The 14920-nt window shown below is 50.5% G+C and carries 10 protein-coding genes; 6 read left to right on the top strand and 4 right to left on the bottom strand.

What is annotated here, in order from left to right:
* Nucleotides 1-70: 70 nt before the first annotated feature.
* On the bottom strand, nucleotides 71-1420 hold the full coding sequence (locus tag MHI42_RS30720) for an extracellular solute-binding protein (protein ID WP_342421633.1): 1350 nt from the start codon (nucleotides 1418-1420) through the stop codon (nucleotides 71-73).
* 315 nt (nucleotides 1421-1735) lie between these two features.
* Between MHI42_RS30720 and MHI42_RS30715 the strand changes: the two genes are divergently transcribed.
* A complete protein-coding gene (locus tag MHI42_RS30715) occupies nucleotides 1736-3568 on the top strand; it encodes a sensor histidine kinase (RefSeq protein ID WP_342421632.1) in 1833 nt (610 codons plus the stop codon).
* Entirely contained in the window at nucleotides 3561-5183 is a 1623-nt protein-coding gene (locus MHI42_RS30710; RefSeq protein WP_342421631.1) for a response regulator, read from the top strand. The genes MHI42_RS30715 and MHI42_RS30710 overlap by 8 nt, the downstream gene beginning before the upstream one ends.
* 26 nt (nucleotides 5184-5209) lie before the next feature.
* On the opposite strand, the gene MHI42_RS30705 is transcribed toward MHI42_RS30710, so the two are convergent.
* Complete coding sequence (locus tag MHI42_RS30705; RefSeq protein WP_342421630.1) at nucleotides 5210-5782, bottom strand: hypothetical protein; 573 nt, start codon at nucleotides 5780-5782, stop codon at nucleotides 5210-5212.
* A 274-nt stretch (nucleotides 5783-6056) separates the two neighbouring features.
* Between MHI42_RS30705 and MHI42_RS30700 the strand changes: the two genes are divergently transcribed.
* The 3 genes from MHI42_RS30700 to MHI42_RS30690 are packed head-to-tail and all read left to right on the top strand — an operon-like array spanning nucleotide 6057 to nucleotide 8275.
* Nucleotides 6057-6827, top strand: a complete 771-nt coding sequence (locus tag MHI42_RS30700; protein WP_342421629.1) for an amino acid ABC transporter substrate-binding protein — start codon at nucleotides 6057-6059, stop codon at nucleotides 6825-6827.
* Between the two features lie 29 nt (nucleotides 6828-6856).
* Entirely contained in the window at nucleotides 6857-7516 is a 660-nt protein-coding gene (locus MHI42_RS30695) for an amino acid ABC transporter permease (RefSeq protein ID WP_342421628.1), read from the top strand.
* A 15-nt stretch (nucleotides 7517-7531) separates the two neighbouring features.
* Nucleotides 7532-8275 (top strand): amino acid ABC transporter ATP-binding protein, encoded by a 744-nt coding sequence (locus MHI42_RS30690; RefSeq protein ID WP_342421627.1) that lies wholly within the window; start codon nucleotides 7532-7534, stop codon nucleotides 8273-8275.
* Nucleotides 8276-8868: 593 nt separating this feature from the next.
* Here MHI42_RS30690 and MHI42_RS30685 read toward each other — a convergent pair.
* Nucleotides 8869-12492, bottom strand: coding sequence for a glycosyl hydrolase 115 family protein (locus MHI42_RS30685; protein WP_342421626.1), 3624 nt, complete (start codon nucleotides 12490-12492; stop codon nucleotides 8869-8871).
* Between the two features lie 131 nt (nucleotides 12493-12623).
* On the opposite strand from MHI42_RS30685, the gene MHI42_RS30680 reads away from it, so the two are divergent.
* Nucleotides 12624-13439 carry a helix-turn-helix transcriptional regulator gene (locus MHI42_RS30680; protein ID WP_342421625.1) on the top strand — a complete coding sequence of 272 codons (816 nt, stop codon included), beginning with the start codon at nucleotides 12624-12626 and terminating at the stop codon, nucleotides 13437-13439.
* A 235-nt stretch (nucleotides 13440-13674) separates the two neighbouring features.
* On the opposite strand, the gene MHI42_RS30675 is transcribed toward MHI42_RS30680, so the two are convergent.
* On the bottom strand, nucleotides 13675-14781 hold the full coding sequence (locus MHI42_RS30675; RefSeq protein ID WP_342421624.1) for an AI-2E family transporter: 1107 nt from the start codon (nucleotides 14779-14781) through the stop codon (nucleotides 13675-13677).
* Nucleotides 14782-14920: the final 139 nt, after the last annotated feature.

Below are 14920 nucleotides of genomic sequence, written 5' to 3'. Positions count from 1 at the left end.
TACAGTTCCAAAATCCCCCTCCGGTCCTCTCACTTTTTGTTAATTTCTTTTATTCAGCTTACGTTGCTCTTTATTTATTCTTAGCGGCAATTTCCGTCAGTTCCTTGGCAATCTCTTCAGCCGTTGCCCGGCCCGCTGCCAGCTTCGGATACAGGTTCTTCCAGGCATCCGTTACGTTCGGATAGACGATGGAATCCAGTGTCCGGTAATGCAGCTGTGTCTTTTGAGCGACTGTAATCGATTCGACCATGATCGGATATTTCTCTTTTAGTGCATCTGATGGCTGAACTTCACTCGATACCGGCATGACATTGCCGTATTCAAGAGCGAGGGTCTGTCCTTCAAGCCCTGTTTTGAACTTGATGAATTTCTCCGCAGCATCGCGGGTTTCCGGCGTTTTGGCTCCGATCATATAGCCAACCTCATAAGTGGAAATCAGGCTGTTATTCGGATAAGCGGCGACACCCACTTTTGCATCGAAACCTTCACTGGATTTGGTCGGATCGCTGAAGTCTCCAATCATCCAGGGACCGTTGGCAATCATCGCAGCCTTGCCCTGGCTGAACGCGTTCGCTGCATTGGCATATCCCGCCCCAAGCGCATCCTTCGTCGTATACTTCTCCAGCAGCTCCTTCATCATATTAAGCGCCTGAATCATTTCGGGCGTATTGAAGTCGGTAGGGTGCAGGGTGTTCATGAACGTCTTGCCTTTCTCCCCGTTAGTGCCGATCATCGCAGCAAGAATCAGGTTGGATGTCCAGGCATTCTCCCCGGTCATCAGTGCGAGCGGAACGAAGCCTGCAGCCTTCAGCTTCTCGTTGTTGCTCATGAATTCATCCCAAGTCTCCGCCGGCTTAATGCCTGCCTTGTCAAACATTTCTTTATTGTAAAAGTAGCCGATATTCTGCTTCTGATCGCTGATCGACCAGATCTTCCCGTCCCGGGTATTGGAAGCGAGTGCATCTTCTCCGATGGCTGCCTTCCATTCCGCGTCCTTGTCTAAATAATCATTGAAAGGGGTTGCAAGATTCCCTTTGATCAAGACATCATTAATTCCGTCCTTGCCCATTACGACATCCGGCACATCCCCGGAGGCTGCCAGAATCTTAATCTTATCCACGTATGCCGCATCACTTGGAATCTCTTCAACCACAACCTCCACTTCATTGCCATATTTGGCATTGAACTGCTTGATCTGCTCTTCCTCCATCTTGGCTGATGCATGCGTGCCGACCCGGAAGGTAAGATAAGAAATTTTGACCGGCGCTTTAGCCGCAGGCGCTGCTGCATTTCCTGAGCCTGCCGTTGCGGCCGCTCCATTATTCTCTGCTGAATTCCCTGATCCGCATGCCGTAATGGACATGGTCAGCATCAGCATGCCTGCTAAGGTACAGCCCGCTTTGTACAAAGACTTTCGCACAATAAATCCCCCTTTAGAATGATGGCTTAAGCCAGGGCATCACCCTGCAGCCGATTACAGTTGTTTACAGCTCTCATTGTAGAACATAGAAAAAAAGTTATGAATTCGTTTTTCCGCATGATCTTTTATAATATCTTGAGCAAATCTGATTTGGCAGCGGGGCGGGTGTAAGGGTTTTCAGATTTCTTTAACTCTGTATCGTTTTCTTTACCATCTGGCCGGAAACGGCCCAATTTCACCCGGCTCTGCTATTCGCTGCCAAGAAATGAATATATAATGGCTGTACTACAGACTCATCAGCAAGGAGCAACCAACATGTCCAATCAGCATATCCTGAAGCGGATCAGCCTTCGTCCCCTACTCGGACGTTTCTCCCTAATTCCGGTACGAAATAAAATGGTCATTATTATCTTCCTGCTAATTCTGCTTCCGATGACGTTCGCCGGCTGCTACTTCTATTGGAGCATCTCCCAGATTCTAACGAGGAATGCCAATGATAATCTGTCCCTGCTGATCCGCCAGACCAACGACAATATCGAGAAGTCCTTTCAAATTATCGATAATACCTCCCTGCATTTCCTCTCTACTAAAATGTTAAGAAACTGGTTAATCGACGATATGTCGCTGAGCGATGACTTTTACAAGAAATTCGTCAATAAAAGTGAAATGGAGGAGGATTTGAAGTACAGCCTTATGTTCAACAATGCTTGGAATATCAGCCTGCTGTCAACGGCCTATGTATTTTTTGATAACGACAACTATGTATCCGTTCTGAAGTCCCCGCCTAACATTGAGCAGATTAACCGGAACAATCTCGCAGTCTATCAGTCGGTTAACGGCAGAATGGTCCGCGGCAAAGAAATCCTGACGCCAAGTCCCGGCGATCCCACGCTCTATTTCACCCGGGTGATGTCCAATATTAATCTTCCCGAGCAGCGCCTGGTGCTGATCTTCGGCACGAATGAAGCTGATTTAGCAGAGGAATATGCCGGACTGCTCGAATACCCGGGCGCCATAGCTTACATTATTGATAACCAGGGAGTCATCTATTCTAGTGCGGGTAAGCAGGAATTAGGTTCAACTGTTCCTCCCGATGTGCTCGCGCTGAGGGATCATACGGAAGTAAGTGAGGTCAAGCTTAATCAGGAGACTTATCTGGCCGCTTCCCGCAGCATCGGTACTACCGGTCTTACCTTCATTGCCGGCATTCCGAGGAAGCAGGTACTCGCCAAATTATCGGGAAGCATGCACAATTATATCTGGTTTATCGCACTGATTGCGTTCGTCTCGCTTGCAGCAGGTGTCCTGCTGTCGCTTCGCTTCACCCGGATTATCCGCGATCTGCTGCGGAGTATCCGTAAGGTCAAGAAAGGGGATTACAACACCAGAATGCCCGCTTTCAAGGACGCAGAGCTCAACCAGCTCAGTTCCACCTTCAACAACATGACTGACGAAATCAATTATCTGATCAAGGAAGTCTATGAGAAGCATCTGCTGGTCAAAGAGTCAGAGTTCAAATTTCTGCAGGCTCAGATGAATCCGCATTTTCTGTTCAATACGCTGATTACCATCGGCTACAAGGCAAAGCTGTCCAAAGATGAGACCGTTTACAAAATGGTCACGTCCCTCACTGAGCTGCTGCAGGCAAGCATCTATTCCAACAGTCTGGCCAAAATCCCGATCCGGCAGGAGCTGGATTTCATCAGATTCTATCTGTATCTGCAGAAGGAAAGGTTCGAGGACAAAATGGAGTACACGATCCAGATCGAGGATGAGGCCATACTGGATCTGTTGCTGCCCAAGCTCAGTGTTGAACCGCTGGTCGAGAATGCTGTGGTGCACGGGGTGGAGCGGAAGCTCGGCAAAGGAAACATCAACATCCGCATTTACCGCGAGAACGATTCGGTCTATTTCGAGATCACCGATAACGGCAGCGGGTTTGAGCATGTGCCCAAGAATTGGAATCATTTCGAGAGCGACACGATGCGCAAGCAGGGCCACAACAATATCGGCCTGATCAACACGCATAAACGGGTTAAGCTGCTCTACGGCGAGCCTTATGGCATTGAGGTCGAGAGCGAGCCTGGGGCAGGCGCGAGAGTCACTCTACATATACCGGCAGATCAGGGGGAACTAACACATGTATAAGGTGATGATTGTAGACGATGAGCCTGTGATCAAAAAAGGGCTGCAGTGCTTCATCGATTGGAGTATTCTTGAGTGCGAGGTTGTTTGTGAGGCGTCGAACGGGCTGGAGGCGGTCGAGCTGCTGGGCTACTACGATGTCGATATCGTTGTCACGGATATCCGCATGCCGGGAATGGATGGGCTTGCGCTCTCAGAGTATGTGCACCAGCACTTTCCGCAGACGAAGGTTATCATTCTTACGGCCTTCGCGGACTTCTCCTATGCCCAAACGGCCATTCAATATGAAGTCGTCGATTTTGTAGTCAAGACCAATCCCACAGAGCAGATTCCCCGGGCGATTGAGAAAGCCACACTGCTGCTGGAAAAAGAACGGGAGCAGAAGCAGAAGGTCCGGCAGCTGGAGAGCAAAATCAACGATAATCTGTCCGAAATCAGCGAAAAATTCCTCCGGGAAGCCGTCTATGGCCTGATTAGCGATGAAGCCGGTCTGTTCAGCCGCTCAAGCGAGCTGGGGCTGCAGCTGGAGGACTATTTCGCCATCTATATGGAGGTAAAAGATATACCCGGACCCCATGGCTCTGCCGGGAGCCCGGCGAATGACCATTACCGCTTCCTGGCCTCCATCCGCCAATTCCTTGCCCTGGCCTTCGGGGAGCATCCCTCTTATATTATGGCCATGGAGAAAAACACCCTGCTGGCGCTTGTCTCCATGACCGGCGGCAATACCGCGGTCTCCACCCAGGCCCTGCTCACGATCAGCAATGAAATCCTCGCCATGGCGGAGAATTTCAGGCAATATCATGTCAATATCGGCATCAGCCTGCGGCACCGGGATATATCGACGCTGTCAACGGCCTATCTTGAAGCGAGAGAGGCGCTGCAGGGCAGCTTTTATAATGATAATTATGTGGCTGTATATATCCCTCATGCGAACCAGGCCCTTACGCCTGCAGCCCCTCCCCATCATGCCGCCGAGCAGATTGCCGGACATCTGCAGCAGGGAGACAGCGAGTCGGCCATCCGTCAGCTGGACCAGCTGCTGGAGAACTACAGAAGCATTAAAGAGCCGATTGAGAACGTGAAGGTAGCCTGTCTGCTGATCAGCTCCTATTGCTTCCGCTTGCTGAGCACAAGCCAGCCCTTCGCACCGGAGATGGAGGAGAGCCAATCCGCCGTGTATAAGCAGATTCAGGAGAGCAAAAGCATCCAGCTGCTGGCAGATATTCTGGGGCGCCTGATTCTAAGCTGCTCAAGGGCCGTGGCGCGGAGTGACAGACAGCCTAATTACATCGTAATTGAATGCCAGAAATATATACGAGAGCACTACAATCAGAACCTGAGCCTGCAGATTATTGCCGACCATATCCATATCAACAGCAGCTACCTCAGCCGCCTGTACAAGAAGGTCACCGGTGAGTCCATCATCGATGTGATCAACAAATACCGGATTGACATGGCCAAGAAGCTGCTCCGGAACCCGGCAAGTAAAGTATTCGAAGTCGCGGAAGCCGTTGGTATTGAGACACCCGCCTATTTCACTCATGTGTTCTCCAAATACACAGGGATGAGCCCCAAGGAATATAAGCTGAATTATTCACAGACCGAACTGGGATAACCGGAAGAAGTACACCAGACTGTTGATCATATTGTCCACTCCGGAGCCTTGAAGGCCGAACATAATCCTTCGCTCCGGTAGTACGCAATGGCTCCGTTCAATTCCTCCAGATCGCATTCGATCTCTGCCTTGGTCATTTCCCGCACGATTTCTTGTGCCTTCTCCACGGCATTTGCCTTGACGTAACAGTGCAGGCACTCCAGGTACAGCCGGGGCTCTTTCTGTGAAGCCTGCTGCAGATAAGCCCCCCACTCATACCAGCCGTCATCCTTAAGATCCGCAAAATTCTCAATAGGAGCATAGGAGGTGAAAGAGGGATAGGTATCCGCCAGCTTGAAGCCTACCCGCTCCGCTACGGCCCGCTTTTTCCGCAGCTCCGGCAAATCTATCTTCTCCAGCACATACCCCTCAGGCAGCGATAGTTCGATTGGCGTGAACGTCTCACGGGTTACAATGTACCGGTGTCTTGTATACTCCCGTATGTATTTGTTGGGATGAACCTCTGGTATCTTCAATCTCCACTCTTCATTATCCGGTGTGACCTGATCCCAGAACCCCAGTGATTCTGTGAGCGCCTGGTTAAAAGCATCGTTGCTCATTATTCAATTTTATCACCTTAGACATTCCTCCTTATTTCAGGCCGCCTGTGTACCTGTTACAGGAATCTTATCCGATTACGAATTGAGATAAAATGGAAAAAATAAATAAAATAAGAGTCTGCGGAGCGGCATGCTTTGATTTATTTTGGACACAATTGTGTTCCCCTACTCTATCGACATTAACTCACATGATATGTTATTATGATAAACTGATAACGTATTAACGAACTAAAGCGCAGGCTGCTGCGTGTAATCTACTAGGGGGAATAGAGAGATGAAGAGACAAGGGATACTGGGTTTATTGGTAATTATGGCGATTGCTATAATAGCAGGCTGCTCCAGTTCGGGTGGCAATGACGGTAAGCTGGTGATCGGTATAGATGATAAGTTTGCCCCGATGGGCTTCCGGGATGATAACAATGAAATTGTAGGTTTCGATATTGACTATGCGAAAGCGGCTGCTGAGAAAATGGGCAAAGAAGTTACCTTCCTCCCGATTGACTGGTCTGCCAAGGAATCGGAGCTGAATAGCGGACGCATTGATATGATATGGAACGGCTACACCATCACGGACGAGCGCAAGGAAAAAGTGTTATTTACCAAGCCTTATCTGGAGAACAGTCAGGTTGTAGTCGTGCTTGCGGATTCAGCGCTGTCTACGCTTAAGGATCTGGCCGGCAAAGAGGTCGGACTGCAAAGCCTCTCCTCTGCTGCCGATGCCCTGGATGCTAATCCGATTAAGGCAGAGCTTAAAAATGTCTCCGAATTCACTGATAATGTGCTCGCCCTGACAGACCTGAAATCGGGTCGACTGGATGGAGTGGTCATTGATGAAGTTGTGGCCAGATACTACATAGCCAAGGATCCGGAGACTTACAAGCTGATGGATGAATCGCTGGCCCCAGAGCAGTATGGTATAGGGATTAAGAAGGGCAATGAAGATCTGCTGACGGAGCTGCAGAAGGCATTGGACGCGCTGAGCAGTGACGGAACGGCGGCCGAGATTTCCACGAAATGGTTCGGAGAGAACAAAGTACTTAACTAGATGGTTTCCTTTAGGAGTCGGGTGAAGATATGAATATTGACTATATTATTAAAATTTCCGGACCGATGCTGGAGGGGGCACGGACAACGGTATTGCTGTTCCTGATTGTGATCGTATTGTCCATTCCGCTTGGGATGGTGGTCACACTAATGGCCAAAAGCTCGATCAAGCCGCTGGCCTGGATCGCACATACGTATATTTACGTAATGCGCGGCACTCCGCTGCTCTTGCAGCTCTTGTTCTTCTGCTTCGGCCTGCCGCAGATTCCCGTGATTGGGCAATATCTGGTCATGGACCGTTTCGTCGCGGCCAGCCTTGGATTCATTCTGAATTATGGCGCTTATTTCGCTGAGATCTTCCGCGGGGGAATGCTCTCCATCGATAAAGGCCAGCATGAGGCAGCCAAGGTACTCGGGCTTAGCAAATGGCAGACCCTGCGCAAGGTAATTCTCGCCCAGATGTTCCGGGTGGCGCTGCCTGCGGTAGCCAATGAGTCCATAACCCTGGTCAAGGACACTGCCTTGCTGTATGCCGTAGCCGTACCGGAGCTGCTCAATTTCGCCAAAACGGCGGTAAACCGTGATTTCACGGTCACCCCTTTTGTCGTAGCGGGCGTAATATATTTGCTGATGACACTGGTGCTTACGCTGTTCTTCAAGACGCTGGAGAAACGTTTCAAATTTGAGTAGAAGGGCTGTTTGGCTATGAGTAGTATGATTGAAGTATCGCAATTGCAGAAATCCTTCGGCAGCCTTGATGTGCTGAAACAGATTACCTTTGACGTTAACCCCGGGGAAGTCGTTGCGGTGATCGGGCCTTCCGGCTCCGGCAAAAGCACCATGCTGCGCAGTCTTGTGCATCTGGAGGAGGTCACCGGGGGAAGCATCCTGATCTGCGGCCGGGCGCTCGTGGAGAACGGCAAATATGCCAGCGGCGCGGAGATTAGGGAAATCACCTCAACCATGGGCATGGTGTTCCAGCACTTTAATCTGTTTCCGCATCTCACCGTAAGGGGCAACCTGGAGCTTGCGCCGAGAACGCTGAAGCGGGAGAGTATTCAGGATATTACGGCCAAAAGCGAGGCGCTGCTCTCCAAAGTAGGTCTTGCCGATAAAGCAGACGTGTATCCCTCCATGCTGTCCGGCGGGCAGAAGCAGCGGGTAGCAATCGCCAGAGCGATGATGCTGAATCCGGACATTCTCCTGTTCGACGAGCCGACCTCGGCACTGGATCCCGAGCTCACCGGCGAGGTGCTGCGGGTCATCCGCCAGCTTGCCGAGGAGCACATGACGATGATTATCGTCACGCATGAGATGAATTTTGCCCGCGATGTGGCCGACCGCGTCTTCTTCATGGATAACGGCGAAATCGCCGAGTCCGGCACACCGGAGGAAATCTTCGGCAACCCGCAGCTGGAGCGGACCCGGACATTTCTGAACCGGGAGTAACGGGAGTAAATAGATGTGGATTTTAATAAGGGACAGTCCCATTAGCCATACAATGGCCACTTGGGACTGTCCCTTTTCCCTTTTCGTTTACCCTCGCAGTGGCATATTGTATTCGGTTTTTCGCATACATTTAGCTCGTTTACCCTCGCAGTGGCATAATGTATTCGGTTTTTCGCATACATTTGGGTCGTCACCCCTCGCAGTGGCACATTGTATTCGGTTTTTCGCATACATTTGGTTCGTTACCCTTCGCAGCGGCACATTGTATTCGGTTTTTCGCATACATTCGGTTCGTTTACCCTTCCACATTGCTCACTTCCGGCGGATTCAGGGGTACTTGTGCTCTTCATTTCCTCAGTTTGCCCACTTCCAGCCGATTCAGGGGCACTTATGCTCCTCATTCCAGCAGTTTGCCCGCTATCGGTGGATTCAGAGGAATCCCTCTATATCCGTAACAAAAAAAACAGCAGCCGGGAATTCCAATTCCCGGCTGCCGCTTTTATTCCCTTGATTCCTTGATTCCCTCGATTCCCTTGATTCCCTCGATTCTCTTAATCCCCTCAATTCCCCCCGAGTTCCTCAATTCCCCGTAGCTATCTTCGCTCCGAGTCCTTCCACTGCGCATCAACTGGCGGCAGCTCGTTACCGGTGGTCAAGTAGATCCGGTCGATCCGCAGCTGCGACTTTCTGGCCAAAACGGAGAGTACATGCTCACCGGCCGTGAGCGCAAGGTCGGATATCGCACACCAGTAATATACATACGCAGTGTTGTACGTATGCAGCGTACCTCCGCCGAACTGTTCGGATATCGGCTGCACCTCGCCATCCAGCGCCAGATAGCAGGAGTCCGACTTGTCGTTATAATGCCGGAGCAGCATCCAGACCTGGTAAGTTCCCGGTGTACTGATATTCAGCCGGTAATGCAACGCCGGAGCCTGCTCCGGGTGATCCCAGCGGATTCCCGGCATGGCAACGTGCATCGCCAGCCCGGTCCGTCCGTTCGTTTCCGCCTGCAGATGGCTCCAGCTCAGGCCGCTTCCGTCCGCAGCCGTTGTGAGATAAGCATTCGCTGAATTCTCCAGCGCATACTCCGCTTCAATCGCCAGAACCCCGTCCTGTTCAACGAAGACACCCGAACCAAATTCCTGAAGCCAATCCTTACTCCCGCCACTTCCGCTGATGTTAGCATAGCGTGGCTCACCTAGCTCAGCCTGCGGGGCATTCACAAGCTTATTAAAAATCTCAGTGTTCATCGTCTTGAAGAACTCCCGGTCCGCATACAGGACATTAGGGGGAGGAACTTCATCCGCACTTGTTAAATAAAGCCCGCTGCCCAGCTGTTCAAGCTTATCCCACTGCACATCGGGACTCTCGAGTCCATAGGCGGGAACCGGTGTTTCACCATGTCTGCTGAAGACAGGACCCAGATTGCTTCCGCTTTGCGCGTTGGTATACAGCACAAGTTTGGTAAGGGTCACATAACGGTCGACCATATAAATTTTTAGGGTATGGGCTCCAGAAGAGAGGAACGGAAGCTCCACCATGATTTTCTCGCCATTATCGAACACAGCTTCCTTCCACGCGCCAAGCCATTCGTCACGGGTCTCGCTTTCTACGATAAACGGCTCTTCTTCATCTATGCCGACGCCGAAGCGGATCTGCCCCGTGGAATCCAGTGTGAGGAACCGGTAAATTTCCAGCTCGAACTTCCCGCTATGCTGCAGATACAGATCATATTCCAGATGAGGATTCTCCTTCAGCACATCCCCGGCCGGAGTGAGCTCCGAGTGCCAGGCCATCACCGCGTCCCCTTCATGTCTCCCGAGGCCCGGCACGGTTACCCAGCCAGCCTTCGCCGCTTCTCCTTCCACACCATCATGAAAAATATTCCGGTCGTATCCCGCTGCCGGGATGGATACATAGCCGTCCGCTTCAATATAAGCGGCAACCCCTTCGGGTAGCTCTACGGCTTCCTCAACTTGAACCTTAACCGGAATCACACTGCCGTCCCTGTGATCAAGAACATTAATAATTCCCTGCTTACCCGCATGCTCCGCCGGATTCAATACCGATACGAGAATTCTCTTCTCGGTGTGGATCGTCCCTTCACTCTCAGAGAGGGTAATCCAGTCCGCTCCTTCAATGACTTCGATAGAATAAGGAAGGCTGCCAGCTCCCTGGTTCCCAATCTCAATCCACTTCTGCGTCATCCCATAAACTGAGAATGAGAGTACCTCATCATCATTCCACAGATTCACTTTTACACCGCTTCCGGAAATGCTCAGGGCAGGCTTTCTTGCCGGAAACATCGCTGTCGGCGGCGGCGGGAAGCTCTCAGGCGTGAGGATGCCCTCCCATTTTCCTTCGCTCATCTTATAATTGTAGAAATGCAGCATGGTCCGCTTGTAATCCAGCATTTTACCGGATAGCTCCGTGTACTGGTCTGCTGCCTGCATATTCCCCCGCGCGTAGGAAAGGTTGCTCCGGTCAGCATAATAGAACTCATGGTTGGTATAGTAGGACGCGTGAATCTTCATCAGGAACAATTGGAAGAATGCAGCACGCTCCTCCAGCGGCAGGCTGTCCAGAATCGCATTTCCCCGCCGAAAAATATCCTCAAGCATCTTCAGCCGGCGTCCAGCCTCATCCCCCAGCACCGTTTGCGTGAAGACATCCGAATTCATATGTTCAATCTTCCGCACATTGGTTACCCGGGCAAAAACTTCATATAACTCAGCCGCTTCAGCACCATGATTACCGGAGAAGTTCGTATTGATCCAGTGCTCGGTGAACTGCCGGGTATTCCTGGTAATCCCCGTTTCTTTCCCTGCTTCCCAGCCGTAGCGGATGAAGAATTCCATATCCTGCTCCAGCGGCTTGAGTCCGCCGATATTCTGCACCCATATATTCCGGATTCCCGATCCATAGGACTTCTTCAGTTCATTGCCGGTATGGGCCAAGGGAATCGAGTTGATAAACAGATAACTCATGGCCGTTCCCCCGTGCGCCCAGTAGGATGAATGGTAATACAGCCCGTGCCCGCCGCTGCGCCCCCGTTCCGCCTCATTCGGATAACGGCGCACATGCCCGAAATTGTCATTCGCCCAGATCAGTGTGACATCCTCCGGCACTTCAAGACCGAGATTGTACAGATCCAGCACCTCTTTATAGGGGACAAAAGTCTGCAATACCTCGGCCCCCTTGGCTTCCCCGAGTACTTTTATCAGAATCTTGCGCTGATCCTTGATAATATCACCAAGCAGACGTACCTTAGCCGTGGTCTTCTCCTCCGCGCTTAAGGAATCATCTTCATCAATCGACTTCGTATGAAACCCGGAATCATGAATACCGCGCATGCCCATCGTAAAGCTCACTTCATAATCCTTATTCTGTTCCACACTTTCCTGCCAGTATTCCAGCAGAACCTCGCGGTTTCTTCCTTCTATAGAATAGTCGTAGACGGCATCCGTATAGCCTTTGCTCATGATCCACGGCGTCCATTCGTTCTGGTTGCTGCGCAGCAGCATATCACAGTGGGATGTCCCGACGACAATCCCCATCTCCTCCGCAAGTGCGCCGTTCCGCAGGTTGCCATTGAAGAAATTCACATGCATCGCCGGCCAGATATAATTCCCTTTCAGGCGGAGCAGCAGCTCAAAAATTTTCTCATATGCCTCCGGGCCAATCGTATCGTCAGCGGTATGCAGCTTCGCCCAATCGTTCAGCTCCTCTTCATCATTCAGGAAGATGCCTCTGTATTTCACCGACGGCCAATCTGTCTTGGAGTAATCCGCAGGAAGGCTGAAGGATTCTTTGACTTTAACCGGAACATCCGCCCAGTAATACCACGGAGAAACGCCGAGCTGCTCACATAAATCGTATATTCCATAAATAGTCCCGCGTCTGTCTGTACCGATGATATACAATACACCGTCCACCAGCTCATGGAGAAAAGCTTCCCAGCGGTAAGCGCCTTCAGCTCTAAGCTTGTTGAGCGATAACTGCTTCCCAGAAATGTTCTCAGCCACCGCCTCGTTACCTGCGGTCCCGATTATAATGCTGCATTGACCGATCTCTTGTGACAACTCAGCCTTGCAGCCGCACACCGCCGCAATATCCCGGATAAGGTTGTTAACCGCTATATGTACCGCGCTGTTCTCTGTTTCGGACATGTAGATTTGGATTGTGGTGTTTCTCTTAAGTAATTCGTACGACAAGCTGCTTGCCTCCTATATCAACTCTATTTATTGACTCGAATATACAGCAAATCACAGCAATAATCTTTTAGTATATTGTTCATTTCGCGATTTGTTGTATTATATTGCTATAGATAAGGGAGGCGTCATTTATGAAAGCTGATTTATATCAAGCCCATCCGTTATTCTCCATGGAATACGAGAAACATGACTCCAACTACGAGATGCCGGCATTCCACTATCACAACTCGTATGAGCTATATTTTCTCGAAGACGGATATCATCATTTCGTGGTCAATGACGCCTTGTACGACATCACGATGCATGACGTGGCCTTATTCAAGCCCAATTCCTTTCACAAAAGCCGGGGCAATCACTCCTGCGCCAGGACCTGCCTGTATTTCACTGATCGCTTTCTGCGGCTGCACTTCACGGACCGCTCGATTCAGTCGCTGCTGGGCTGCTTCGACAAAGAAATCATCTCCACCAGCAAAGAAACTTTTCCGAGAATTAAGAAGCTGCTGCTGCTGCTCGACAAGGAGAACATTGATGATCCCTCTAACCGGATTTTCATCTATTTAGCGGATATCCTGAATATCCTGAATGAGAATGTAAGATCACCCAGAGTGGAGCATGTGCCTGCGGCCTACGCAAACTTCGCCCCGATCCTGCTATACATCAGTCAGAACTATAACCGGATCAGCAAAATCGAAGAAATCGCCGAAGCATTCTTCATGTCCAAATATTATTTATGCCATGTCTTTAAAGAAGCGACCGGTCTAACCCTGATCCAATACCTGAATAATATCAAGATCCAGCATGCCTGCAATCTGCTTGTGAATTCCAATCTGTCCATTCTTGAGGTCGGGAATGCCTGTGGTTTCAACTCCTCCATGTATTTCTGTAAAATCTTCAAACAGGCGCTATCGGTAACGCCCAGCGAGTTCAGAAAACAGGCCGCGCAGTAAGGGCCCTGTTAGTGGGATTAATCCCACTATTTTCATCATTCGGGCCATTTCCGGCGCTATTAGTGGGATTAATCCCTCTATTTTCACCATTCGGGCCATCCTCGGCGCTATTAGTGGGATTAATCCCACTATCTCTCACCATTCGGGCCATCCCCGGCGCCGTTAATAAGCATCATCAAGTCCAAAAAAGACCGGAAAGCCTAAAAACGGCCTCCCGGTCTTACCCGCACACAGCTTAATCCCCCGCTTCCGCAGGCACCTCCGGTTCCTTTTCCCAGCGCTGCCGGACAAACAGCTCATATAGCTTGACTGTGATAATCTTCAGCATCATGTAGACGGGAATAATCAGCAGGATGCCGATAATACCGCCGAAATCACCGCCCGCCAGGACCAGAATAATCGTGGTCAGCGGATGGATATCCATGCTTTTCCCGAAGATATAAGGCGCCACCAGGTTATCCTGAATCTGCTGCGCGACCAGCACAACCACGATCGACCAGATGGCCGTGGACGGCGACTCGATCAGACCGAAGATGAAGATCGGCACGGTGGACAGAATTGCCCCGATAAACGGGATGAAGTTCATCAGCACAGCCACCAGTGTCAGCAGCAGCGCATACGGCAGCCCAATCAGCAGAAAACCGAAATACATCAGCACGCCCAGCGCCAGATTGACCAGCACCCTCCCGACGATGAAGCTGCTCATCACCCCGTCGATTTCAGCAACAACGGACGCACCTTCCTCATGATACCGCTTTGGAAAGAAGCTCACGAGCTTATCGCCGAACTTCCCGCCTTCCTTGAGCATGTAGAACAGCAGGATCGGAAAGGTAAAGAGTACAATGGCGAAATTGGAGACGAAGGAGAATAGCCCCGACACATAGACCGTCAATAGCGAAAAGCCTTTATTCAAATAATCCATCAGCTGGCTGGCCGGATTCATATCCGCAGGAATCAGCTTCGACAACAAATCGCTGTCCTCCAGCTTCGTCAGCTGTTCTCCCACGGCATTGAATACGCCAGGCATATTATTAGCCAGATTCACCAGCTGATTCTGCAGCGACGGCCAGACACCTACCGTGAATCCCAGCAGCAGCACCGCAATAACCAGATAGACCAGCAAGATAGCGACGGTCCGGTTCAGCCTGCGGGAGGCCAGGTAATCAATCAAGGGACGCAGCAGATAATAGAAGAAGACGGCCAGCATTAACGGCACAATGACGACACTGAACAGCGAGATAACGGGTGTGAAAATAAAGTCCACCAGTGAGCTTACATAGATAATTCCCAGCACCAGCAGCACTGCGATACAAATGCGGATAAACAAATTCAGTTTGGCCATGAGTGACTCCCGTTTTCATATTTGAACCGGCGGTTCTTTTCCCTATAATATAGTGCGTCATTCTTAATTCAGACTAAATCGAGTCTAAAGAAAAGCTAAAGATTTTGTCTTTAGCCTTTTTTTACATTAGAATGATGGG

It is taken from the genome of Paenibacillus sp. FSL E2-0178 (assembly GCF_038593005.1).
GTDB classification, from domain to species: domain Bacteria; phylum Bacillota; class Bacilli; order Paenibacillales; family Paenibacillaceae; genus Paenibacillus_AQ; species Paenibacillus_AQ phytohabitans.
The sequence above is the reverse complement of the archived record's forward strand: the minus strand, read 5'-3'. Positions and strand labels throughout refer to the sequence as shown.